The following is a 22,969-nucleotide window of genomic DNA, read 5'->3' on the forward strand; positions in this document are numbered from 1 at the left end:
TTGAGAAATGACTAATGACTAATGACCAATTGTCCCAAATGCCATCAACCTATCAATAGCAAGGTGATTACCTGTCCCCATTGTGGAGCAATCCTTAAAGCCTATGGTCATCCGGGGATTACCTTACACCAAACCACAGGAGATACACCCTTGTGTGAAACCTGTACCTATCATGCTGATGATACCTGTAACTTTCCCCAACGTCCCTATGCTAAGCAGTGTACCCTTTACGACGATAGTTCTGAAAGTACCTTAGAGCCTGAGCAGATTTATAATCCCCAGCGTGGCTTACTCGAATCGGTCAGGCTCTGGTGTCAAAGAAACCCAGCCTTACTAGGTCTATTGGTATTAATCGCTGCTAGCTTTTTGCTAGCCCTGATGGCAAATAGTTAAATTAAACTAAGTTTAATTTAACTAGTACTCCGTCAACATTGAATCGACTAGACATGATAGTACTAAGCACTACGAAATTGACAGATTGCTAGCAGTCGCTGAGTCGGTTGGTGTTGTCTGTGAGGTGTCTACTTGCAAATGTTCTTTAACCGTAATTTTTTTTTCTTCACACACCTCTAAATCAAACCAGAATGTTGTCCCAACTCCCACTTCACTAACTAAGTTTACTCGGCTATGATGTCTTTCGATAATGTTTCTGACAATTGAAAGCCCCAATCCCGTCCCTTCCAGGGTATGAACTCGGTTTTCTACCCGGAAAAATCGGTCAAAAATTGCCTTTTGGTCTTCTGGAGCAATGCCAATTCCCGTATCAGAGATTTCAATTCGCACCCTGCCTTTTCCTTCTTGGGGATTAAGTTCGGCTTCTAATTGATAAGCACGAATTACCACTCGTCCACCAGGCTCCGTGAATTTCAACGAGTTGCCCACTAAATTAGCCAAGACTTGGAGCAACAAATCGTAGTGACCCATAACTGGTGGTAAATCTGGTTCAATCTCCTGAGCCAGTTCAATAGTTTGGTCACGAGCATTGAGCTGATAAGTGCGCAGGGTTTGCTCTATAGGTCGAACAATGTCAAAGGGTTCAAGTTGATAAATTCGACAAGATTCCAGCCGTGATAAATCTAGGACATCGTTAACGAGACGGGTTAGTCGGTCAGTTTCCCGATTAGCCGTGTCAAGAAACTCCTTCCGCTCAGCTTCGCTAAGTTCTTCGCCGTAGTCGTGGAGGGTTTCGATAAATGATTTAATGTTAAATAGAGGTGTTCTGAGTTCGTGGGAAACATTGCTGATGAAATTGCTTTTTGCTTGATTAAGTTCCACCTCACGGGTGATATCCTGAACAGTGATAGCAATTCCCTTAATATTTTCCCGGGATTGGTTGAGTACCTTACTTAAAAGAATGCGAACTGTACGAGAGACCGGTTTGGTCAGAGTAATACGAAACTCTTCACCTTCGCGGGATTCCCGTTCTGTTTCTGTCTGTTTCTCCGCTGTAGCCATTTGATAAAGCGGTCGTGTTAGTTCCATTGTGACCACATCAGGAAGATGGTATAAGACATTTTTACCGATAATGTCTTGCTCATGCCAACCAAAAATCCGCCGTGCTGTCGGGTTGACTAACATTACCTGAAAATTGGTATCAATCAGTACAGCACCATCAGCAATTGTGGAAACTAGAGTCTCTAACTTAGCTTTTTCTGCGGTAAGTTCTTCAATATTTTGCTCCTCATAGCGTTCTAAACGCTCTGCCATGTCATTGAAGCTAGACACCAATTCCTTTAGTTCTACTCCCAAAGGCATCTCAATCCGCTGTTTGAAATTACCAGCAGCAATATTTCTCACCCCTACTAGTAGTTCTTTAATGGGCTTAGTGATAGTCAAGGCGTTGCCCACTGCACCTAAAATCACCATCACCCAGATCGAGATAAACACAGCAATAGTAACATCTCTGGTTAAATTGGAGGAAACCACCACCGTAGGGTTAGGGTTAATGCCCACAGCTAAAACCCCTAAGTATTTGTTTTCCTCGTCGATTAGGGGAACAAACACATCAGTGACTTGACCATCAGGAGTCAGGTGCTGCCGTGCCATGGGCTGATCAGAGTTTTTGGCGTAGCCCTCCGGTAGCTCAATCCGACGCTTAATGGTTAAAGAATTCTTTACTTCTGCTGCGGAGAAAGGAATGCCAAAGATTATTTCCCCATCCTCGTCAGCATATATAATGTAACGCACACTGGAGGTACTACTGTAGAAGCGGCTGGAAAAGCGAGCTAGTTCGTCGAAATTATTTGCCGCAACATGAGGTTCAACGTTGGCAGCCAGCAAGAGACCGAGATCACGACCAAAGCGAGTGTCGTTCATCCTAGCATCCTGCTGAATCGTATTCACCGCCCAGAAGGTCAAGCCACTCATGAGCAATGAGACAACCAGAGTTGCTGCTGCCATTAGCTTGGTCTGGAGGGTAAACTCCGACCACCAACGCCTGATAATGTCGATAAGGGTTTTTAGCAAAGCTAGCAAGGTCGGTTCAACTCTCTCAACAGGGAAGACAACAACACTCTTTCCAAAGGTAGATGCTTTGATTGTGGCAAAGCATCTACTTTTGGCTATCCTCCAATTATAAAGCCAGAAAACCTTACCTCTTGAGTGGAAAATAAAGATGATAGGTGATAAGCGCGTTTGTATCATCGGTTGTGAACATACTCCCAAAGGCCAAGAGGCAAGAGGCAAGAGGCAAGAGGCAAGAGGCAAGAGGGGTTCGAGATCCTCAGTTTTATTGTCCAATAAAAAAAGACCTCCTAGGTTTACATCTCAAATACAAACGCTATAGGTGATAGGTCTTAGGTGTCGGGTTTTAGGATTTAACGCCTAATCATAAAGAAAAACAAGATTATTTATTACTCATAAAGAGAGTTTTATAATTCAAATATATACCCAAAGTTGGCTTTTTTTTGTTTACTTACTCAAATATGATGCATAATAATGCAAAAATCCAAGCTAACACATAACGGGATTTAGAGAAAATAGAAGAATAAAAAAGGGTATAATGATTTGTCGGCAAAGCTTTCACGCCAAAGTGACCCCTAATGAACGAGACAACCCCCGTAGCAATGCCGCATGGCTGAATCAAGGCATGAATATAAGTGGGGTGGGCATCCTCCCCGCCCGAGGCAGGAAACGGGCAAGATGCCCATTCCACAACAAGATGCCCATTCCACAACAAGATGCCCATTCCACAACAAGATGCCCATTCCACAAAACTAATAAAATCATTCCGCATTGATGCAACGCCAGCCATGTTTCCGTGTTTTGGAAAATGGTGGAAACGATTTGATGATCTATTTACTCATAAAGCTCAAAAAAGGGAGTTTGGACATTATTCAGGAGGATTATTGGGGTAATGTGAAAGAAAAAACCTATTTCAAATGGCAGAGAACGCTGTAGGTGTGACCTACCATCGTTTGTCGCATTTTTTAACAAAAGCACCCTGGTCTGGGACAAAGATCAATGAATGTCGCTTGGAGATAATGAATAAGTTTATTCAGACAATAATCAGCAGAGGTTTTAGATTGATAATTGATGATTATGGTCACCAAAAAAGTGACCACTTGACAGAGGGAGTGGGAAGACAGTTATGTCTTTTCGATTTTTTGATTGGTTAACCATGAATTGTAACGTTTTTGCCGTTGATCAAGCAAGTTTGGGCTTCATTCATTTGGGCTTAATTTTTTATAAGTAACGCTATTTCATTTCAATCAGCTTAATCGAGGTATTATGATTACTTGGAGTCGAGTGATAATGAATCAGGAAACGGCAAAGCTTCTAGAAGCTTTGCCGTACCCAGAATGGCGAGCATTGGAAATTTCTGGGCATACTTGGAGAGATTTTGGGTTCCGGGAATATCATACGATCAGTTATCCTGAGTACGATATTTGCTCGAATTCTCTAGCAGAAAGTTTTGATTTAATTATAGCAGAGCAAGTTTTCGAGCATCTATTATATCCCTATCGAGCTTGTCGGAATGTCATTTCTATGCTTTCTCCAGGAGGGTATTTTCTCATCTCCGTTCCCTTTCTAGTCAAGGTTCATAATTACCCCATAGACTGTACCCGGTGGACAGAAACAGGACTCAAATACTTTCTTCACGAATGCGGTTTTCCTCTAGAGACTATTCAAACAGGTTCTTGGGGAAATCGCCAATGTATTATTGCTAACTTCTCTCAATGGATTCCATACAATCCCCAAGTTCACTCGCTAGAAAACGAACCTGACTTTCCCTACCATGTCTGGGCATTAGCTCGTATATAACCTTTTAGCTAGCTGACACAATGAATTTTACTCTACCTTCCCAGTACGACTTTTTACCTCGTTTCTACCGACTCGTATTGACCAATATTCTTTCTAGCATTATTGTGCCTCTGTCTGGGTTAATAGATCTAGCATTCTTAGGACATTTGTCCGATATTCGTTACTTAGCAGGGGTAGCCTTGGCTGGGATCGTCTTTAGCTACTTGTATCGGGTTTTAAAATTCTTACGTTCTTCTACCACTGGTATGACTGCGCAAGCTATGGGAGCAGAGGATGACGAAGCTATGCTACTGATTCTACTGAGGAATGGTCTCATCGCTCTGGGACTCGCTCTCCTAATTCTGACTCTTCAGTACCCGTTACAAAAGCTAGGGTTCACTTTCCTCGTTGGTTCGATGGAGGTGAAAGATGCAGGTCTTGACTACTTTAATGCCCGTATCTGGGGAGCACCGGCTGTTTTATTAAACTTCGTCCTCATCGGTTGGTTGTTTGGGCGAGAAATGAACAGCTTTGTTTTAGTTTTATCTGTAATTGAAAGTGTCGCCAATGTGGTACTGGACTATATATTTATTATTAGGTGGGGGTGGGGCAGTACTGGAGCAGGAGTAACCACAGCCATAAGTCAGTATCTGATGTTGTTAGGGGGATTAACCGTAGTATGCTTCCATATCGATTGGTCAGCCGTGTTAGCAACAATCAAAAAGGTTCTGGACTGGTCGGTTATCAAAGCTACCTCTAAGCTGAACGGGAATCTGTTAGTCCAAAGTTTAACTCAGGTCACAACTTTATCCATTTTCACCAATCTGAGTTCAGCTATGGGGGTTATTGTACTGGTCCAAAATACTGTACTATTGCAAGCAGCAGCTTTATGCCTGTTTGTGGTTCAGGGTGTAGGATTTGCTACCCAAAGTTTGGCAGGCAACTTTAAAGGTCAGGGAGCTTCTTCGCAGTTGGCAAATCTTGCCGTGATCGCTGGAATGACAAGCTTGTTTATTGCCCTTTCTCTAGCTGGTGTATGTATACTCTTTCCAAACTCCGTATTTACGCTTTTAACAAACCATACAGAAGTGACTGAAAATATTTATCGCTATCTTCTGTGGCTATTACCTTTCCAGATTTTTTCCGCCCTGACTTCGAGCCTAGAAGGATACTTTGTAGGACTGACAGAAGGAAAAATTTTGCGCAATTCTAGCTTGGCGGCCTTTAGTATAGGATTTGTGCCGCTCGCAATTGCTGCTTGGTATTGGCATAGCAATAACCTGTTGTGGTTTGCAATGTGTTTATATTCGCTTGTAAGGGCGATCGCCTTGGGGGTAAAGTTGCTAGAGACGTTGCGGGACGATCTTGGGAATGCGACAACCACTTCGACAGCGAGTTGAGAGCGATCCATCTCGCAAATTAATCACGATTAATCTGGGGATAAATACATACAGGTCATTAAAAGCAACAGAGAAAAACATGATAATTTTAATCTATGACCTATATAAAAAACTGCGAACAAGACATCGCGTCTATTTAGTCCACACATTATTAGTCCACACATTAAATAAATGGAGCGATAGCTATTGTTACCTTAGCAAATTTATCGGTCTATTTTTTATTGGTTTTTGCTTAGTCGTTGCCTGTCATGACTCTGGGAACTATCAAAATTCAACTTCACATAAAAGCCAGAGAAGTGATCGCCTTACTATTGGAACGACATTAAAACTTCAAAATATCGACCCTGCTGCTACTTATGGATGGGCTGGAATTAATGTAGTTTATAACCTGAGCAACACTCTCTACGCTAACAAATTGGGCAGAGCCGAGCTAGAACCGCAACTGGCAACAGAAATGCCGGAAATAAGTGAAAATAATTTGCTCTACAAAATTCCTTTGCGGAAAGGAGTAACTTTCCACGACGGTACTCCTTTTAATGCAGAAGCCATGAAGTTTTCCTTGGAACGCTTTATCAAAAATGGCGGCAAACCTTCATTCCTGCTCTCAGAGCTGGTCGAATCTGTAGAAGCCACAGGAGAATATGAACTCAGCATCAAACTGAAACAACCATTCTCTGGGTTTACTGCTATCTTAGCTTTCCCTGGTACTTGTGCAGTTTCTCCCAAAGCTTATGAAATTGGTAAAGAAAAGTTTAATCCTAAAATCTTTGTTGGCACCGGCCCGTATAAGTTGGCTGAGTATAACACCGATTCTATCCGCTTGGATGTTTTTGAGGATTACTGGGGAGAAAAACCAGCTAATAAAGGGGTGGATATGCAGATTTACGCTGATAATCCCGCTAACTTATTTAATAGTTTTCGCACTCATGCCGTCGATATTGCCTATCGAACCCTGGAGCCAGAACAGATAAAAAGTTTGCAAAAAGGCAGCGCTAGAGGAGATTGGCAAGGGATCGAAGCCTCGGGAACTTCCCTAAGCTACATGGTATTGAATTTGAGGCAAGAACCCTTGAATAAACTGGAGGTACGCCAAGCGATCGCGGCTCTGGTCAAGCGTTCTTCGATCGTCCAGCGAGTCTTCCAGAATCAGGTAGAACCAGTTTATAGCCTACTTCCTACTGTCTTTAATGCTTATAAGCCAGTCTTTGAAGAAGCCTATGGGGATGGAGATTACGATCGGGCAAAAGAGTTGTTAAAAAAAGCTGGTTACTCGGCTGAAAATCCTGCAATTGTAGAAATTTGGTATCCTGCTGGTTCTAAAACTTACGAATTAGTAGCTGTTACTTTGAGAGCTTTGGCGGATAAAGAGTTGGATGGAGCGCTAGTTTTTGAGATCGAGAGTGTAGACACTGCCACTGCTGCTAGTAATCTATCTAAAGGAGTCTATCCCAGTTTTCTTTTAGAGTGGTATCCCGACTTTTTAGACCCAGATAACTATATTCAACCCTTTTTAGATTGCGATCGGGGCTCTGAGGTAACAGGTTGTAAGGAAGGTGCTGCTCAAAGTCTAGGTTCATTTTTCTATAGCGATCGCGCCAATAAGTTAATTGACGCGCAGCGCCAAGAGCGAGACCCAGAAGCTCGCCACAAAATCTTGGCAGAACTTCAAGACATCCTAGCTCGGGAGATTCCTTACATTCCCCTTTGGCAAAACAAGGATTTTGTTTTTGCTCATAATGGGCTTGAAGGCATCACAACCAATCCCAGTCAGTATTTGCCTTTCTGGACGATTAGGAAGTAACTCAACTTTTTCAGTTTCGCAAGCAAGCCCTAATTATGCCTTATATCCATAAAAATCGGACAGAGTGTCATTAATCAAATGATTAATATAGGCAATTTCTTTTTCATTTAAGTATTCTGCGAACCCGCCAACTTTACCCTTTCTAGTTTTGTAGGATTCTTCATCTTCTAGATTAGCAGGTTTTAGCTTAAGATCGAATTTTTGCGTTTTTTCCATATTTCGCATCTTCTCAAAAGAAGAGTAATTCACCGCTTCGTTAATTACCTCATCTCGGTATTGCACTCCCAAAAAATCTAGAACTATTCTTAATTCTTGGTGGGGATTTTCGTGGATATCTTCATAACGTACTAGCAAAAAATCTTTAGGTATATGTCGAGTTTTTTTCCAGATATTGTAATATCTCAATAGAGTCTTTAAGCTACCTACATCTTCATAAATAAACTCTGACAAATTACCTTCATAAGGTTTAATCCTATCTAGGTATTTTTTTAAGCTTTTATCTTGTTTGAAACCATCTGCCCATAAATAAACCCGTTTTTTTTGCTCGAAATAAGCAGAAACAACCACATCTCTTGGATCTCGAACCAAAAAGATAACTTTGACATTTTTGTACCGATCTTTCGATGTTTGAAGTTCCTCTGGTTTGTTCCATTGGGGGTTATCATCGTGATCTATCAGAATTGTCGGAATGTTCGGGTGCAACTCCGCTAGGGGTGTCAATGATAACATTTTCTGTTTAATATCGGGATGAGATAAATCAAATTGTTGTTGTAGGGCTGTACCTATCATTAATCTCAACCATGTACGTCCGCATTTAGGGAATGAAATTAGATAAGCATCAACGTAATTATGCATGTGTCAATTGTCGCTGGGGTAGTGGATCGCAAGTAGTGTTTGAGCATCTCAAACCCCTTGGCCGATTGCGCTCAAGTTACTACATCTTTACTATTACCACAAAAAGTGGCATGGGACGTTTACATTTTTATTATTCCCAGTGGGACTTAAACGAAGTTTAAGCCCAAATAGACCCCAAACCCTCTTTGTGAGCAGCAAATACATCCCTATTTTTGGTCAGCCAATCGAATAAACTATCAATACATAGCTTTACGAAAAGCTTTATTAGCTTCAGTAAATGTCTTCAAATGTTGATTATAACATATTCTTTATACTCCTCCATTTAACTCATTAAAAATAATAAAAACATAGGCACAAAACACCAATAACTTCAAAAATCCTAATAAGGCTTCGTATTCCCTCATTTATATTTTTTATAATCATATTTTTCTTGGGTAGTTTCGATAACAAAAATTCCTCAGTTTATTTTAAATTAGGTTGATAATAGCCATTATGTTGTTACTTTTTCTGACTCAACATTTGTGTGTGATAAAATAGTCAATATCTGTCGCTTCTTCAAAAGAACTAGCATTCATTACGATAGCAAAAGTTCTTTATCCTGGTTCTTCAGTACCTGGTATGCTAAATTTCCCGTTAAAAAACTTATAAAGCTTACTGTATAAGGATTCTTAGGCTATTCAACTAACAAAATTTTCCTTTATACGGCCTCTGACCACTGTTCCCTGTTCCCTGTTCCCTGTTCCCTCTTACATACTGTTTATTTAGCATAACAAGTACGGAAGAGCCTTTATCCTTCTAGACTAGACAATCTCCCACTGAATGTTGCTAGCCAAACCGTCTTTAGTTTATCTAAACTTAAATTTATTTATTAAAATTACTATTATGGCAAGATTTTTTATAATTTACCTAGACTAAGTTTTATTTTAATTACTGATTTTTTGATTATTATTTTTTAGTTTTTAGCAACTACTACTATATATTTTAGCTTTCTTTTTTATACTTATTTCAAAAAGCTTTTATTGTTACCATACCCAGCATCAATTAACAATATTTTTGGTTGGTAACCTCTTGACAAGCTTCTCTCATTCCAGTTTTCAAGTAACTGGGGTGGCTTTGTCAACCCCAGTTACTTGAATGCTTACATTATAATTGCTTTTTTTGAACCCTAAAATCCTTGCTTAGCAAAGATTTTAGGGTTTATTTTATGCTAAATTAGCATAACTACCCCAGAAGAACCGGAATCATTAATCCAATGTCCCCAAGTTTTTTACCCTTGAAGAGAGCCAAATTCAAAATAGTGGCGGTAATTTTGATGAAATTATTGATTTGGGCCATGCTGTGGGCGAGCGCTCCAGCCAATGTCAAGGCTGAAGAAGCCGCCTCACCCTGGCAGAGACATACCATCGAGCAAGGTACTGATGAGGTGCGCGGTGCTGACGGAGTGCGCCTGGCAGATGTTAACGGCGATGGATTATTGGATATTGCCACCCCCTGGGAAGAAGCGGGTCTAATTAAAATTTATCTCAACCCTGGCCATAGTAAGTCCAAGGCCCCTTGGCCTCAAGTCACTGTAGGTAAAGTTGCTTCCCCAGAAGATGCTGTATTTGCAGACTTGGACGGAGATGGAGTGATCGATGTAATTAGTTCCAGCGAGGGGGAAACTAAAACCTTATCCGTACATTGGGCACCGAAGGAAAAAACAGATTATCTCTCAGAGTCATTCTGGGAAACCAAGGCCATTCCTGCAAGCTTGAATAAGCAGCAGTGGATGTTTGCCTTGCCCTTACAGCTCGATGGCAAACATGGCCTCGATTTAGTAGCTGGAGGCAAAAATAGGAAAGCTCAAATTGGTTGGTTCGAGGCTCCAGAGAATCCCCGAGACTTATCGGCTTGGCAGTGGCATTCTCTATACGACGCTGGCTGGATCATGTCTTTAGTAGCGGCAGATTTAGACAGAGATGGGGATTTAGATCTTGTAGCCTCCGATCGTCTGAGCCAAAATCGCGGTTGTCTGTGGTTCGAGAATCCCAGTTTGCCAGGAGCGATGGCCGAAAAATGGCCCCTCCATCGGATCGGTGATGTAGAAAGTTATGGCGATCGAGAGGTAATGTTTCTGGAGCTTGTCGATTTAGATAAAGATGGATTGCTTGATATTTTAGTCGCCATCAGAGGGCAAGAATTAATTTACTTTCGTCAAATTTCAGCTAAACTCGACCAATGGGAAGAATTTACGATTAACTTACCCGAAAATACTGGAAATGCTAAAAGCCTGAAAGTTGCCGATATTAATTTAGACGGAAAGCTAGATATTGTTTTCAGCAGCGAAAATGCACGGGATAAATCCTCTGTAATGTGGCTATCGGATGCAGCACAATCCATTAACTCCGATTTAGCAGCTTACGACATTAGCGGTTTAGAGGGGATTAAGTTTGATTTAGTGCAATTAATCGATTTAGATGGAGATGGAGATTTAGACGTACTTACCAGCGAAGAAACCACTAACTTAGGAGTGGTTTGGTATGAAAATCCAATTCTACCCAGATAGCGGGGATCGCTAATATTGTTCTGAACGATCGTGTCAAAATCAACTCATGAACTGCTACCATAGTAGGGTGGCTTCGTTAATTTAACAATATCGATGACAGATTTGGGGATAACTGCTGGAGAAAACTATAACGATTATGTGGGTCCCGCAGAAGAGTACGATTTCATGGGAGCATCTCAATTTCGGTTGCTCTGTACACTGGGACTTCGGTCCAAGCATAAATTGCTCGATTTCGGCTGTGGCTCACTTCGTGCAGGTCGGCTTTTCCTGACTTACCTTGATGAAGGTTGCTATTACGGGGTCGATCCTAACAGGTGGTTAATCGAGGATGCGATAAAATTTCAAGTTGGACAGGATCTCCTCCGTATCAAGAAACCGTTCTTTAGTTACAATGATCAATTCTCTTTGGCCGAATTTGAAACCCATTTTGATTTTATCCTCGCACAGTCCATATTGACTCATACTGGGATTGACCTAGTGAGGCTTTGTCTCCAGAACTTTGCTAGATATTTGAAACCTGATGGTCTCATCCTTGCTACCTTTTTGGAGGGAGATTCTGACACTGAAGGAGATAGTTGGGAATACCCGATGTGTGTAACATTTCGACCATCGACAATTAGGCAATTAGCACAGGATGTGGGGCTTGTAGGAATTTCAATCCCCTGGTTTCGTCCAAGACAAACTTGGTATGTTTTTGCGAAAAATCCAGACCGTCTTCCCACTGAGGCTATGTTTCCTTATCTTCATGGTGCTGTCTTGTTTGATTCGATGTTGCGGAGTTGAAAAAAATAAAAGGCTCTATCCCTGGGGTCTCCTGGGTTTGTGCTTGAAAAGGTTCGCCATCATACAAAAAACTACTTGCTTTACACGAAAAAAAGTCTCCATTCAACGGCTTCAGAATTGATAAGCTTGCCTTACGATTAAAAACTCAGGAGACCCTATTCCTGTTTAAGGAAGGCTGAGGTTGAAAACCCATCAAATCTTTGCCAGAAAAAGGTTTCAGGATGGAAGTCGGCCTTAATTGAGACATCTGCTCCTGGGATTTGCCATAATTAGCTACCCTTTGGAAGTCAAATAGCGATTAGCCTCATCTTCACTAAGCAGAACTAGCGGCGATCGCTCTGGATCTGAAAAGAAGGCTGGACTTTCCTTTTTGGGAAGGGCGCTCTGTTCAAGTGAGCTGTATGTAATTACAAAATTTCGACGCTCAAAGGGAGAAATGTTGGCAACTGAACCATGCAATGTATCGTAATGTACGAACAAAACTGAGCCAGCAGGACCTTTCGGCGCTGAAATCCCTGACTTCTCTACAAATTTCACAAACGTTCCTCGATCTACGGTCAATGGTACACTGGCTGTGGGACTCTGTACAACGCTGTGATCCCAATCCAGTAAACCTTGTGTGTGAGACCCAGGTATATAATAAATTGGCCCATTGAACTCATTAACCTCGTCTAAAAAAAGGATGACATTTCCCCCTTTCGGCGCGGAAATTTTTTCGTAATGCTGTGCGAAGGCTGAGTCTTGATGCCATCCCCACATTCCTCCTGTAAATGCTGACTTCATCACTATTTTGCTACGGAAGACGTATAACTCACGACCGAAAAGCTGTTGTGCGGGTTCAAGTAAGCGCGGGTGACGGACTAAACTGCGAAAAATCCGGTTGGTGAGATGAATTCCGTAAAGGGTGCGTAAGGTTTCCTCATCTTCTTCCCAAGCTCGCCCCAATGTCTCATCAGCTACAACGATTGGTACTTGAGCGCGGATTGCCGAAACTTCCTCGGAGGAAAAACACTCTGAAATGAATAAAAAACCTTGTTCTTCATATTGTTCTATCTGATCTTTTGTTAGTTTCATTTCTTGTACTCCAAAATGATATCGACAGCTTTTTGGATTCCTCCTGCTTCTCGAAATGATTTGCTTAGCCGTTTGATGCTATCACGAATTTCATTATCTTCTATTACCTGTTCAACAATTTTTTTGAATTCTCTAGGCTGAATACTTTTCTGCTTCACCCATCGTCCTAACCTTAATTCTTCCACTCGATTAGCAACTAGATATTGATCTCCTCCTTGAGGAAAAACAATCATTGGAACTTGGTTAAGAATTGCCTCCCAAGTGCTGTTTGTTCCTCCATGGGTAATAAAAACACTAGCGTGCTGGAGAATACTTAGCTGCGGTACATAATTTCTTACTATAAAGTTAGATGGAATCTGTCCGAGCGATTCAACATCAACCATCTCACCTACGGCCATCACTATCGTGCGATCGCTGTCTTTGAATGCTTGTAAACACTTTTCATAAAAAGGATATTTTGTATTATAAAATTTAACTGATCCTAAGGATATATAAATGATTGAGTTGTTCTGAATTGTTTTTAATGGTAGCTCGGGTTCTAAAGGTCTATCGATATAGCAGGGTCCAGTAAAATGATAGTTTTTATTGAATTTCGAACGCTGGATCTGAAACATTTCGGATGCATAGACAATATTTAAATCCCCTCGTAAGTTCATACAATTCGGTTGCAGCTTAAAAACATCACGCTCTTCGATCCGCTTGAGTGGGTACTTTTGTATCAATTGTCGCCAAAGCTGCCTATCTCGATTAAAGAGGCGTAGATGTCGAGGAGTTTCAGCAATCGGATAGGCTTCTAGTAAAAGCTGTATTGGGGGAAAAAAACTAGGCGGTAGTAGGAAATTCGTGTGAATGCAAACTGTTGAGAGATTGAGTAAGTCACCCAGCACAGCTCCCCATAAGCATTTTGATGTAAAAATGAGTAACTTGGGTCGATCACGTTCGAGTTGTGCTAACAAAATCGGTACAGCATCTAAAGTGTACTCTATAACGCGGGATTGAAGCGTCACATCCTCGGGTGCTTCCTTCATCTTGGGAAGATTACAGAATCTTGCTCCATGAGACTCGATCAGATCTCGCAATTCCTCAAAGCAGTAACAAGCTATTTCTTCTCCACGCTGAGCTAGTTCATTCGTTATTCCAACCGTTGTCGCCATTCGCGAGTAAATTGGAAGGTCAAAGAAAACAATATTGGACATTGGATAATGAGAGGGCCGGATTCAAAAATCACGAATTGCTTCAAGCTGTCTCTGAGGGTTTATCAAAACCAATTAAATTTTAAACCAGTTTCAACGTTTTAGAGATAAAGTCAATATGAGGACTTTTATTGGGAATTCCCGTTCCTAAATGCATCCCATAAATTCCTTCATTCATAACCGAATTGACTTCCCAATCCACACAAGTTACTATACCAGTATTACAACCAAAAGCCATCTCCGTGAGACTTAGTTGTCTTTCTGGATGAAGTTCTACATCAAGTAATGCAGAGGTTTCATCGCGACCATCTAATACCAAGCGAGTTACAGAGTTATCTTCCAGCTCTATATATTTTTCTTGACTAGATGCGATGCGCTCGGATAGGGCTTTTAAAGCCATCTGGTTGCGCTCTTTTATCACTCGCTTATTTGCCGAATAAAGAATACCGTCGAAATAAAAAATCCCTTCCACTGAAAAACTGGATTTATTTCCTTTGATATTTACGACCGAACTTTCCCATAACTCAGCAATGGAGTAAAACCAACCTGCTTGTAATTCATCTTCAGCATTAGCAACCTCCAAGCTTTCCGCCAACTGACACTTTAGTTGACTACCTCTGTCATCGGACAAATATAGTCCCCCTTGAACCTCAGCAATTTTATTATAAGTCTTACTTCTCAGCACTAGCCCTTGTTCGAGATTGAGGCTATTAGCCTCTAGCAGCCGCTCCAACGAATAAACAATTCCCTCAAAACTGCCATCAAACTTGACTGCTGGCAAATGGACAACCGTACTTTCGGATACATTCCATAGTTCTTTCAGACGGTCATGATAGTCGTAGTCGGAAAAGACAACAAATGCGGCCTCTCTATTTCTAAAATCATAATCATCAAACAGAATGGTTTGATATCCTTCCCGATCAAGGTAGGAACGCAATTGATGATTATCAACAATGATCATCATCTTCTTGCCGATTAGGGACTCGTAAAAATCTAAAATACGCATTAATTTATTTAAACTTTGCTAATTTATCGCCTTTAATCCTCAACTATTTTGATAGTCTGGGAGATAAAGTTAACATATGGACAGTTGTATGCTGTTCCCATCCCTAAATGCATGCCATGTATAACTCGATTAATTATGGAATTTACTTTCCAATCCACTCTTTTTATTAGCATGGCATTACAACCAAAACCAATTTCGGTAATGCTCATCTTCCTCTCAGCATCCAGATCTAGGTCTAGCAATAAACTCGTTTTATCCTGACCATCTATCACTAGTCTAGCGATTGAATTATCTTCAATCTCAATATATTTTTCCCGGCTGGATGATGTTACAGCCCTAAATAAGCAGCTTAATGCTTCTTTGTTGCGCTCTTTTGTCTCTCGTAGGGTAGAACCGTGTATCATTCCATCGAAAAAAAGCCTTCCTTCTAGCGAGAAACTGGATTTATTACCTTGAATATTTACTATCGAAGCTTCCAAAAACTCAGAAATAGAGTAAAAATATCCTGCTCTAAGACTATTTTCGCTATTGACAACTTCTAAAGTTTCTGCCAACCAAAACTTCAAATCACTGCCTCTTTCATCAGCTAAATATAACTCCTCTGAGCTGTTGGCGATTCTGTCATATATCTGACTCCTTCGCTCTAAATTTTCTTCAATTTTGCAACCTAGAACCCGATCGAATGCATAAACAATTGCCTCCAAGCTTTCATCATGCCTAACTGCTGCGAGTTGTACGATTGTACTTATCGAGCTATTGGATAGAGCTAGCAATCGCCTGTAGCAGTCATAATCTGAAACTATGGTGAAGACAACTTGATTTTTTGTAAAGTCATAGTTTTCAAACAATATCGTTTCATATCCTCGATCTCCGAGGTAAGTAAGCAGCTGAGAGTTATCTACAATAATTGGAACTTGTTTTTGAATTAACGATCTATAAAAATCTCGAATATCCACCTTAATGTCTTACTTATACTCACCTAGATTTGCTGGCTTACAAGAAAGCCTTAAACTCAGATATAACAGTATTTTTTTTTTTGGTGGAAAAATGAAAATCAAGTCGCAAGCAAATTGCTTTAGGAGATCTTTACAAACTCACTACTATAAGTAAGAAACTTCCCGATATCAACGATTCCCAAGCAAGATTTATTAGAGTTCGCGACCGCACGGAAAGAAAAGTTTGCAAAGATCTCTTTGTTCCCTAAGCAAGGCAAACGCATCTAAATTATAGAAGCCTTACTCAGCAAAGATTTCAAAATTAATAAGCCAAAATACTTATCCTATGAATCTCATATCTAGTAGGCATTTCAAAATAAGATGCGTTTACGCTGGTTTGCTAGGTTCTAAGCCAGTTCTGACTTACCAGTAAACATTACCCAGTTTACTGCGGGTATTCTTGTCAACTTGTTCGAGTTTACGCTTTTTGCTTGCGGTTTCTTTGTGCTGTGTTTCTTTTTTGATTTCTTTTTTCATTGGATTTACTCCCGTTCGTTGGGAATTAGTGTACTGCATCCGAAATTTCAGATGACACTGTTTATTTTGGATGGAAACTAATGAACACCTTTTATTCTTTATGATTTCTTTATATTATCTTTAATTTTGTTTACATTAAAACTATTTGCCTTGCCCTGCTTGACTGACAAAAGTAAGAGCTGGAGGTCTTCCCCAGGGCAAGCGCATCTAATTTTGTAGTCAAAAATACAGAGTATTTTTAACAATTGTGATTAATCGAGAGATTTGAGTATTAAAGATGTTAAGTATTAGGCTAAGAGAGTAAAGCATCTATCCTGATTGACTGACAAAACTGGCAGTGGTAAAGTTGTAGTGCTTTGAGTAGGGTTTGGTCAAGGTAACGGGAGCGAAAATCACTACTTGTGTACCACTACCCACCTATAACCTCATGACTCTTCTTGCCCAGATAGGACAAAATCCCAAGACCTAAGCCCACACTGCTAGCAGTCACTAACCAAAAACCACTGGTAAATTCTGGAGATTGATCCAATGCCCAACCTCCTAAAGATGGTCCAATAAAATAACCTACTGCCCAACACTGAGATTCAAGGGAAAAGTAAACTCCTCGCAACGATTGTGGAGCTAAATCCCCCACCAAAGAAGAGGCAGAAGGGATATAAATTACCTTAGCTAGGGCTAAGAGTAACAAAGCACAAAGTGCTGGAATAACTGCCAGATTATCAACAATTCCTGTGAGCCACACTAACACAAATCCTCCAGACCACAGCAGTAAAGAAACCATCAAGATATTGGTGCGTTTAAACTGGTTGAGAAAGCGGGCAACAGGTAGTTGGAAAATGGCACTAAAGGCGACATGCCAGAAGAAAATAAGACTAATCGTTTCTGGAGCTAATCCGGTTTCTGTTCCTCCTCCTGGAACAAAATTGGCAAAATAAAGGGGCATAATGCTATTGAGTTCAGCATCATAGATAGTGAAGAGAGTATTCCCTAGTAACCAAATCATCAAAAAGCGATCGCTTAGTGCTTGTTTCCAGGATTGGGTAGGGGATTGAGGCACCTCTTGAACGTTATTTGTTTCTGCGATCGCTAAATAAATCACAAAGAAGAAAATCACATAAAAAATACTTTTGAGCACAAATAAAGTACGGTAACTCCCAGAAGCAGCAATTAACTGCCCTGCCCCAATAACTCCCAATCCTAGTCCTAAGCTATCAGCTAAACGAGTCACTGAAAAGGCTTCATTACGCTGAACAGGAGTGGTTAGATCGGTAACCACTGCCTCAGTAGGAGGCCAATATAGACCAATCCCTAAACCCATCAGTAAGTTAGCAATAACCAGAGTTTGAAAATTATAGGTAAACGCTAAACAAAGGCTTGCTAGAGCAGAAACAGCTGCCGAGAGTAGCAAAGTTTTCTTGCGTCCCCAAAACTGGGAATCAGCCAAAGTCCCTGATATCAAGCGTCCTAATACTCCAGAAATTGAAGAACTCCCTAGAGCAATCCCAACTTGGGTGGCGGATAAACCAATCTGATTAACAAAAAAAATCGAGGCATAAACTAAAGTAAACCCTTGACCGATATGCAATAACAATCGACCGGTTGCTAGAATCCAAATCTCCTGCCTTAATGCTGGGAGCAAAGATAATAATTTATTGAGCAATTTCGGTAAGGTTAAAAGGTTGAGGGGTTGAGCCATTGAGCAGCATTTACAATTCTTTACATCTAAGTAAATAGTATAGGGTAATCGCAATAATCAATCAGGAAGCATTATGCTAACGACTATTGATCAAGACGTGCAATAGTGCTGATCATCAAGGCTTAATAGGGTCATAACTGCCAACCTTAAGATTCTATTGTGACAGTTGACAGGGTGGAATGTGGTATCTAGCAAGGTTCCGGCTCTTTAGTAGACAATAGTAACTACCTGTATCCTAAATCAGCCCCCCTTGCATTCCTATTTCACTAGGAATATTGCCTATGTCATCGCCACGGGAGGGTTCTATCACTATTGCCCTCAACACCAATACTTCTCAGTCTAAACTGTTGGAAGCTTTAGCCCTATGGCAAGAGTTAGGTTTACTCTCTGAGACTAGCATCGATATCATATTTAAAACTAAAGCTTCCCATCCCGCCCTTTTAGAGGGATTAGATGCTTGGTTACGTTTGGGTTTGCTCCAGGAAACCTTTGTAAAACGGTTGTGTCGAGAACATCTCACCTGTGCTTTACCAGAACCTAGTGTAACTCCAAAGGTTTCTGCTCTACCAGTCTCGAAACCAGCGCGTCAACTAGTCTCACCCTTAGCTAGTAATGACTTTGCACCGGAGACACCCAAAGCGAAGAAACCCAACTCGATTGCTCAAATGTGGCAATCCCTTCAAGCAGAATTCAGTGTCCGCTGGTTGCTGTTTCTGGGTATGTTTATGGTGGTGGTATCCTCTGGGGTACTGGCTGCTAGTCAATGGGACAATTTCCCAGCTGCTGGACAGTATGGAGTATTGCTTGCCTATACCTTGAGCTTTTGGGGGATTAGTGCTTGGACAACCAAACAAGGGAATTTACCGTTAACGGCTCAGACCTTGCGAGTTGTCACTGTGTTGCTGATCCCAGTCAATTTTTGGGCAATGGATGGCTTTGGCTTGTGGCGTCATCCTTTAAATTGGCTAGTGGTAGCCGTGGCGACAGTGGTACTAAGTGCGATAGTACTAAGTTCGATACTCTTAGGTCGCGGCTACAGGAACGGATTTTTACGATTACGACAACAACAATCATTTCCCTTACCCATTATTAATTATTTAGGTCTGAGTTACCTAAATTGGGCTTGGGGTATCCCTGGATTTCCCATAGGAGCAGTTTATTTGGGCATCGGTAGCATCATCGCTACCTTATATATAGAATCGAGATCGAGAAAGCAAAATTCAGCGTTTATTTTTGATGTTGCTGGCTTCCGCATCTTAGTTTATGGCATCGGCATCCTGCTATTTAGAGCCATTTTTGTCATAGGTGTCGATATTGAACAACTGGGGTTAGCTATTGGGATGTGTGGTTGGTTTCTCTACTGGCTATCCCAAAAGCCTCAGGCACCATCTCTCCCCGTCTCCCCGTCTCCCCGTCTCCCTATGATTTGGTTAGGGGGTAGCTTGCTGGTGCTGGGTTGGCTAGTTTGTGTAGCAGCTGAGTTTCCTTGGCAAGCCATGATTGTCAGTGGGCTAGGGGTGTGGTTATTTGTCAATCGTTTACTAAAATTTTGGCGACGTTCCGATTTAGCCGCCATATTAGCCATTGGTTTACAGATGGTTTGGCTTTCATGGCGATTGATTCCGCCATCAATACAAACCTCGCTACTGGAAACAGCAACTACGTTAACCCATTCCCAAGAAACTCCCTATGTATTGTTGAGTTTAGTACTGTTTCCCTATCTGGTTTTAATTGTTGGGTTAGCAGATTGGTTATATCAGCGCAAAAAACATGATCTGGCAGAATTTGCAGAAGTCATTGCTCTAGGAATAGGAGTTAATCTGACTACTCTGTGTTTTTCCAATCCCCTGTTACTCACGATTAATGGTATTAATTCTGCTATCACTTTAGGGATTGTGACTCAGCGACGGAGTAGGTTAGGGATTAAGCATCATCTGCGCTTAAGGGTCTACCTAACCCACAGTACTGCGATCGCAACCGTTATCAGTGCCATTAACTATCTTTTTCCCAACCTACATCTAGGGGGCTTTTCAGCAATTTTATTAGCCCTGATGGTAGCAGAATGGAGCTTGAGTTTAAAGATTCCCGCTACTTCTGACTATGTCAAGATCTGGCGAGAGAGTGCTTGGCACTTAGGTTTAACTTTAGCTGGTCTGAGTTATGTATTATTGTGTGTTAACTATAGTGCCTACGACGTTAACCCAGATAGTTACCTGAGAGCATGGGGTCTGTTGTGGCTAATCACTCCATTATCTCTGACTGGAGTAGCACGTGGTTATCGCAGTTGGCAACCCCCTCAAGACAAGTTTGTAATCCGGTTGAGTGTAGTTGCTGTCATCCTATCCCAATTGCTGATCCTAGGAATACCAGGAATGAGGTTAATCAGTTTAGCGATCGCTACAGCACTGATGTTGGTTAACACCCGCTATTTAAAGCAATTAACATCAGCAGCAATTACCGTAGGATGCGGCATCAGCTTAGTCGGATTCCTGCTTTGGGATGGCATCCCTGGCTTTCCCCAACCGTCCGGAGAAGATTGGTTTGTTGTGGGAGCGATCGCTATTTTAACCTTATGGTTATGGCGAAGCTGGTTACTTCGTATTAGCAAGATACAGGATAACCAATCAAAATTTAAAACTTCAAATCAACAAGCCAACCTACCCGAAGGGAACGCCAAAGGCGAACAACAAACTAACCTTCAACCTTCAACCCTTCAACCTTCAACCCTTCAACCATCCAACCTTGGCCAAAAGGCCACGCTACGCGAACAACCATCTAACCTTGGCCAAAAGGCCACGCTACGCGAACAACCATCTAACCTTGGCCAAAAGGCCACGCTACGCGAACAACCATCTAACCTTGGCCAAAAGGCCACGCTACGCGAACAACAAACTAACCTCCCAAAACTCTATGCACAAGCAATGGATGGGTGGGCGATCGCACTGTGTATTTTTCAGCTAATTCTGCTGACTTGTTATTCTCTGATAGTCTACATTGGGTTTTGGTCACCAACATGGTTTATGCTCATTGTAAATGCAGTGACCTTAGGAGCGATCGCGTATCGCAGTTTTCCTTATCCATCCAACTGGGCTATTTATGGGATTGGTTGGAGTGTGGAACTGTTAACTACAGAAACGCTGGGCTTAACAGAAGCGCTGGGCTTATTTGAGCATTCACTGATCAATTTAGCCATTGCCAATATAATATTAGGACTAATTGCTCAATTGTTAGGAGATTGGTGGCGACGCCGATCTAATCTCGACAAAATACCTAGTAGCTGGCATATTATTCCCCTGCTATACGGTAGCTTAGGACCGCTCTTAAGTTGGGGAACCTTTACCAATTGGACAGGTTTATCCTCTTTTGCCCTAGCAATAATTGCCATTGGGGTAGGGCGTCGCCGTGCAGAATTTAAACCTCTAATTTACCTGGCGCTATTTGGGATATCGGTTTCTGCCTATCAACTGTTGTTCTATCAATTATCCCAGTTAGGAGGAGGAGCAAGAGGGGATGGATTGATTATAATGGCAGTGCTTGGCACTAGTATTATGTACGCCTATCGGGTATTTTCTCCTTGGCTGAAAGGATATCTACATTTTACCCCAAAAGAACTAAAGGTTATTTCCTATCTCCATTGGATATGGAGTAGTTGTTTGTTGATAGCAGCAACAACTGAGCCCATTGAATCCGCTATGATGCTGGGATTTAGTACTGGCGCGTTTTTAGTTATCTATGCTATTTCTCAAGGACGGAATCGGTCGAATCCCTTGCTTGGAGAAATCTGGGTTTATTTAGGTTTTGCTGAAGCATGGGGGATGCGGCTGTATTGGATTAATACCCCTGTGGCGCGTCTGTTATCCGGACCATTAGTGCCTTGGAAAGGTGCGATCGCATCCTTAGTCGCTTACTTTCTGTATTTCCTACCTTGGGAAGATTGGGGTTGGTCAAAACGTCCTTGGCAAATCGCTGCTTTCTTAATCCCCCTGATTGCCATTGCAGAAAATCCCTATAGCGGTAATTTAGCTAGTTTGCTGATTATCGCAGCTTTCTATATTATTCTCGCAATTTTTAATCAGCAAATTCGGTTTACCTTTATCAGTGTAATAGTAATTGACTGGATGTTGCTCCGCTGGTTTGGACAACTACACTTAACTGCTGCTCTTTGGTATGTTCTCCCCTTGAGTTTATCCTTACTCTATATTGCCCAAGTCGATCCCTATCTAAGCCAACCCCCCCAAAAACAAATACGTCACAATCTCCGGTTAATCGGGACTAGTATGATTTGTTTGGTTTCCTTTTGGACTGCTCAATGGCTTGGGTTATTAACTGGGGGAATTAGTGTAGTGCTAATTTTTGCTGGATTGGCGATGAAAGTAAGAGCATTTCTTTATGTTGGGACGGGAACATTTTTAATTAATGCGATCTACCAACTACTGATTTTTAGCGTTGATTATCCATTTTCTAAATGGGTGGTAGCGCTGTTTGTGGGAATTGGGTTTATCTGGATTGCTGCTACCTTTGAAACTCGCCGTGATCAGATTACAGCTTGGATGAATCAATTCCAAAGTTGGGAATAAGTTTTGGTTGGAAGTTGAAGTTTTAAGGTTAAATGTTGAAGGTTAAAGGTTAAATGTTGAAGGTTGAAGGTTGAAGGTTGAAGGTTGAAGGTTGCAGGTTGCAGGTTGCAGGTTGCAGGAGCAATGCTGCATGAGGTTTACCAAAAAATCACTGATGGTAACGTTTACGCCATGCTCTTTTTTTTATGACTTTTGCGCCCTTAGTCCCAATCTAGGATTTCCAAATAGATTATAAAAACCAATGCTGATTGATTTGAAACCAAAAAATTTCACCATCAAGATAATGATAAATAGGGAGACAGCAATGCTATCTCCCTATTTAAAA

The 22,969-nt window shown here is 41.4% G+C and carries 15 protein-coding genes and 1 pseudogene; 8 read left to right on the forward strand and 8 right to left on the reverse strand.

What is annotated here, in order from left to right:
- The first annotated feature begins 21 nt into the window (after window positions 1–21).
- Window positions 22–393, forward strand: a complete 372-nt coding sequence (locus F6K51_RS06545; RefSeq protein WP_293019031.1) for a zinc ribbon domain-containing protein — start codon at window positions 22–24, stop codon at window positions 391–393.
- 69 nt (window positions 394–462) lie between these two features.
- Here F6K51_RS06545 and nblS read toward each other — a convergent pair whose 3' ends face one another.
- Both nblS and F6K51_RS06555 read right to left on the reverse strand, forming a co-directional pair.
- Window positions 463–2,475: a two-component system sensor histidine kinase NblS gene (gene nblS / locus F6K51_RS06550; protein WP_293019114.1), complete on the reverse strand. Its 2,013-nt coding sequence runs from the start codon at window positions 2,473–2,475 to the stop codon at window positions 463–465.
- Window positions 2,476–2,914: 439 nt separating this feature from the next.
- Window positions 2,915–3,253 (reverse strand): hypothetical protein, encoded by a 339-nt coding sequence (locus F6K51_RS06555; RefSeq protein WP_293019120.1) that lies wholly within the window; start codon window positions 3,251–3,253, stop codon window positions 2,915–2,917.
- Here F6K51_RS06555 and F6K51_RS06560 point away from each other — a divergent pair.
- From F6K51_RS06560 to F6K51_RS06575, 4 genes and pseudogenes are all read left to right on the forward strand, one after another.
- A pseudogene (locus F6K51_RS06560) lies at window positions 3,180–3,587 on the forward strand (transposase); the annotation flags it as partial. The gene F6K51_RS06555 and the pseudogene F6K51_RS06560 overlap by 74 nt on opposite strands.
- Before the next feature lie 166 nt (window positions 3,588–3,753).
- Entirely contained in the window at window positions 3,754–4,263 is a 510-nt protein-coding gene (locus tag F6K51_RS06565) for a methyltransferase domain-containing protein (protein ID WP_293019032.1), read from the forward strand.
- 20 nt (window positions 4,264–4,283) lie between these two features.
- Window positions 4,284–5,642: a guanitoxin biosynthesis MATE family efflux transporter GntT gene (gene gntT, locus F6K51_RS06570; protein ID WP_293019033.1), complete on the forward strand. Its 1,359-nt coding sequence runs from the start codon at window positions 4,284–4,286 to the stop codon at window positions 5,640–5,642.
- 79 nt (window positions 5,643–5,721) lie between these two features.
- A complete protein-coding gene (locus tag F6K51_RS06575) occupies window positions 5,722–7,443 on the forward strand; it encodes an ABC transporter substrate-binding protein (RefSeq protein WP_293019035.1) in 1,722 nt (573 codons plus the stop codon).
- Between the two features lie 33 nt (window positions 7,444–7,476).
- Here F6K51_RS06575 and F6K51_RS06580 read toward each other — a convergent pair whose 3' ends face one another.
- Window positions 7,477–8,298 carry a sulfotransferase domain-containing protein gene (locus tag F6K51_RS06580; protein ID WP_293019037.1) on the reverse strand — a complete coding sequence of 274 codons (822 nt, stop codon included), beginning with the start codon at window positions 8,296–8,298 and terminating at the stop codon, window positions 7,477–7,479.
- A 1,273-nt stretch (window positions 8,299–9,571) separates the two neighbouring features.
- Between F6K51_RS06580 and F6K51_RS06585 the strand changes: the two genes are divergently transcribed.
- Together F6K51_RS06585 and F6K51_RS06590 are read left to right on the forward strand one after the other, a co-directional pair.
- On the forward strand, window positions 9,572–10,843 hold the full coding sequence (locus F6K51_RS06585; RefSeq protein WP_293019038.1) for a VCBS repeat-containing protein: 1,272 nt from the start codon (window positions 9,572–9,574) through the stop codon (window positions 10,841–10,843).
- Between the two features lie 93 nt (window positions 10,844–10,936).
- The gene (locus F6K51_RS06590) at window positions 10,937–11,626 is read left to right on the forward strand and encodes a class I SAM-dependent methyltransferase (RefSeq protein WP_293019040.1); all 690 of its coding nucleotides are present in this window, start codon (window positions 10,937–10,939) and stop codon (window positions 11,624–11,626) included.
- Window positions 11,627–11,899: 273 nt separating this feature from the next.
- Here F6K51_RS06590 and F6K51_RS06595 read toward each other — a convergent pair whose 3' ends face one another.
- From F6K51_RS06595 to F6K51_RS06615, 5 genes are all read right to left on the reverse strand, one after another.
- A complete protein-coding gene (locus F6K51_RS06595) occupies window positions 11,900–12,700 on the reverse strand; it encodes a phytanoyl-CoA dioxygenase family protein (RefSeq protein ID WP_293019041.1) in 801 nt (266 codons plus the stop codon).
- The gene (locus F6K51_RS06600; RefSeq protein ID WP_293019043.1) at window positions 12,697–13,896 is read right to left on the reverse strand and encodes a macrolide family glycosyltransferase; all 1,200 of its coding nucleotides are present in this window, start codon (window positions 13,894–13,896) and stop codon (window positions 12,697–12,699) included. The genes F6K51_RS06595 and F6K51_RS06600 overlap by 4 nt, the downstream gene beginning before the upstream one ends.
- Before the next feature lie 79 nt (window positions 13,897–13,975).
- Window positions 13,976–14,899 carry a hypothetical protein gene (locus F6K51_RS06605; RefSeq protein WP_293019045.1) on the reverse strand — a complete coding sequence of 308 codons (924 nt, stop codon included), beginning with the start codon at window positions 14,897–14,899 and terminating at the stop codon, window positions 13,976–13,978.
- 32 nt (window positions 14,900–14,931) lie between these two features.
- Window positions 14,932–15,855 (reverse strand): hypothetical protein, encoded by a 924-nt coding sequence (locus F6K51_RS06610; protein ID WP_293019047.1) that lies wholly within the window; start codon window positions 15,853–15,855, stop codon window positions 14,932–14,934.
- A 925-nt stretch (window positions 15,856–16,780) separates the two neighbouring features.
- Complete coding sequence (locus F6K51_RS06615) at window positions 16,781–18,067, reverse strand: MFS transporter (protein ID WP_293019049.1); 1,287 nt, start codon at window positions 18,065–18,067, stop codon at window positions 16,781–16,783.
- Window positions 18,068–18,348: 281 nt separating this feature from the next.
- On the opposite strand from F6K51_RS06615, the gene F6K51_RS06620 reads away from it, so the two are divergent.
- Window positions 18,349–22,644, forward strand: coding sequence for a DUF2157 domain-containing protein (locus F6K51_RS06620; RefSeq protein WP_293019051.1), 4,296 nt, complete (start codon window positions 18,349–18,351; stop codon window positions 22,642–22,644).
- The last annotated feature ends 325 nt before the right edge of the window (window positions 22,645–22,969 follow it).

The sequence above is a fragment of the Moorena sp. SIO3I8 genome (assembly GCF_010692325.1).
Lineage (GTDB): Bacteria > Cyanobacteriota > Cyanobacteriia > Cyanobacteriales > Coleofasciculaceae > Moorena.

Excerpts from the sequence above, each read along its gene's own strand:
- F6K51_RS06565 (WP_293019032.1), top strand. The coding sequence starts at position 3,754 with ATGAATCAGGAAACGGCAAAGCTTCTAGAAGCTTTGCCGTACCCAGAA.
- F6K51_RS06555 (WP_293019120.1), bottom strand. The coding sequence starts at position 3,253 with ATGGCTGGCGTTGCATCAATGCGGAATGATTTTATTAGTTTTGTGGAA.
- F6K51_RS06545 (WP_293019031.1), top strand. The coding sequence starts at position 22 with ATGACCAATTGTCCCAAATGCCATCAACCTATCAATAGCAAGGTGATT.
- F6K51_RS06600 (WP_293019043.1), bottom strand. The coding sequence starts at position 13,896 with ATGTCCAATATTGTTTTCTTTGACCTTCCAATTTACTCGCGAATGGCG.
- F6K51_RS06605 (WP_293019045.1), bottom strand. The coding sequence starts at position 14,899 with ATGCGTATTTTAGATTTTTACGAGTCCCTAATCGGCAAGAAGATGATG.
- F6K51_RS06615 (WP_293019049.1), bottom strand. The coding sequence starts at position 18,067 with ATGGCTCAACCCCTCAACCTTTTAACCTTACCGAAATTGCTCAATAAA.
- F6K51_RS06590 (WP_293019040.1), top strand. The coding sequence starts at position 10,937 with ATGACAGATTTGGGGATAACTGCTGGAGAAAACTATAACGATTATGTG.
- F6K51_RS06620 (WP_293019051.1), top strand. The coding sequence starts at position 18,349 with ATGTCATCGCCACGGGAGGGTTCTATCACTATTGCCCTCAACACCAAT.
- F6K51_RS06595 (WP_293019041.1), bottom strand. The coding sequence starts at position 12,700 with ATGAAACTAACAAAAGATCAGATAGAACAATATGAAGAACAAGGTTTT.
- gntT (WP_293019033.1), top strand. The coding sequence starts at position 4,284 with ATGAATTTTACTCTACCTTCCCAGTACGACTTTTTACCTCGTTTCTAC.
- F6K51_RS06575 (WP_293019035.1), top strand. The coding sequence starts at position 5,722 with ATGATAATTTTAATCTATGACCTATATAAAAAACTGCGAACAAGACAT.
- F6K51_RS06580 (WP_293019037.1), bottom strand. The coding sequence starts at position 8,298 with ATGCATAATTACGTTGATGCTTATCTAATTTCATTCCCTAAATGCGGA.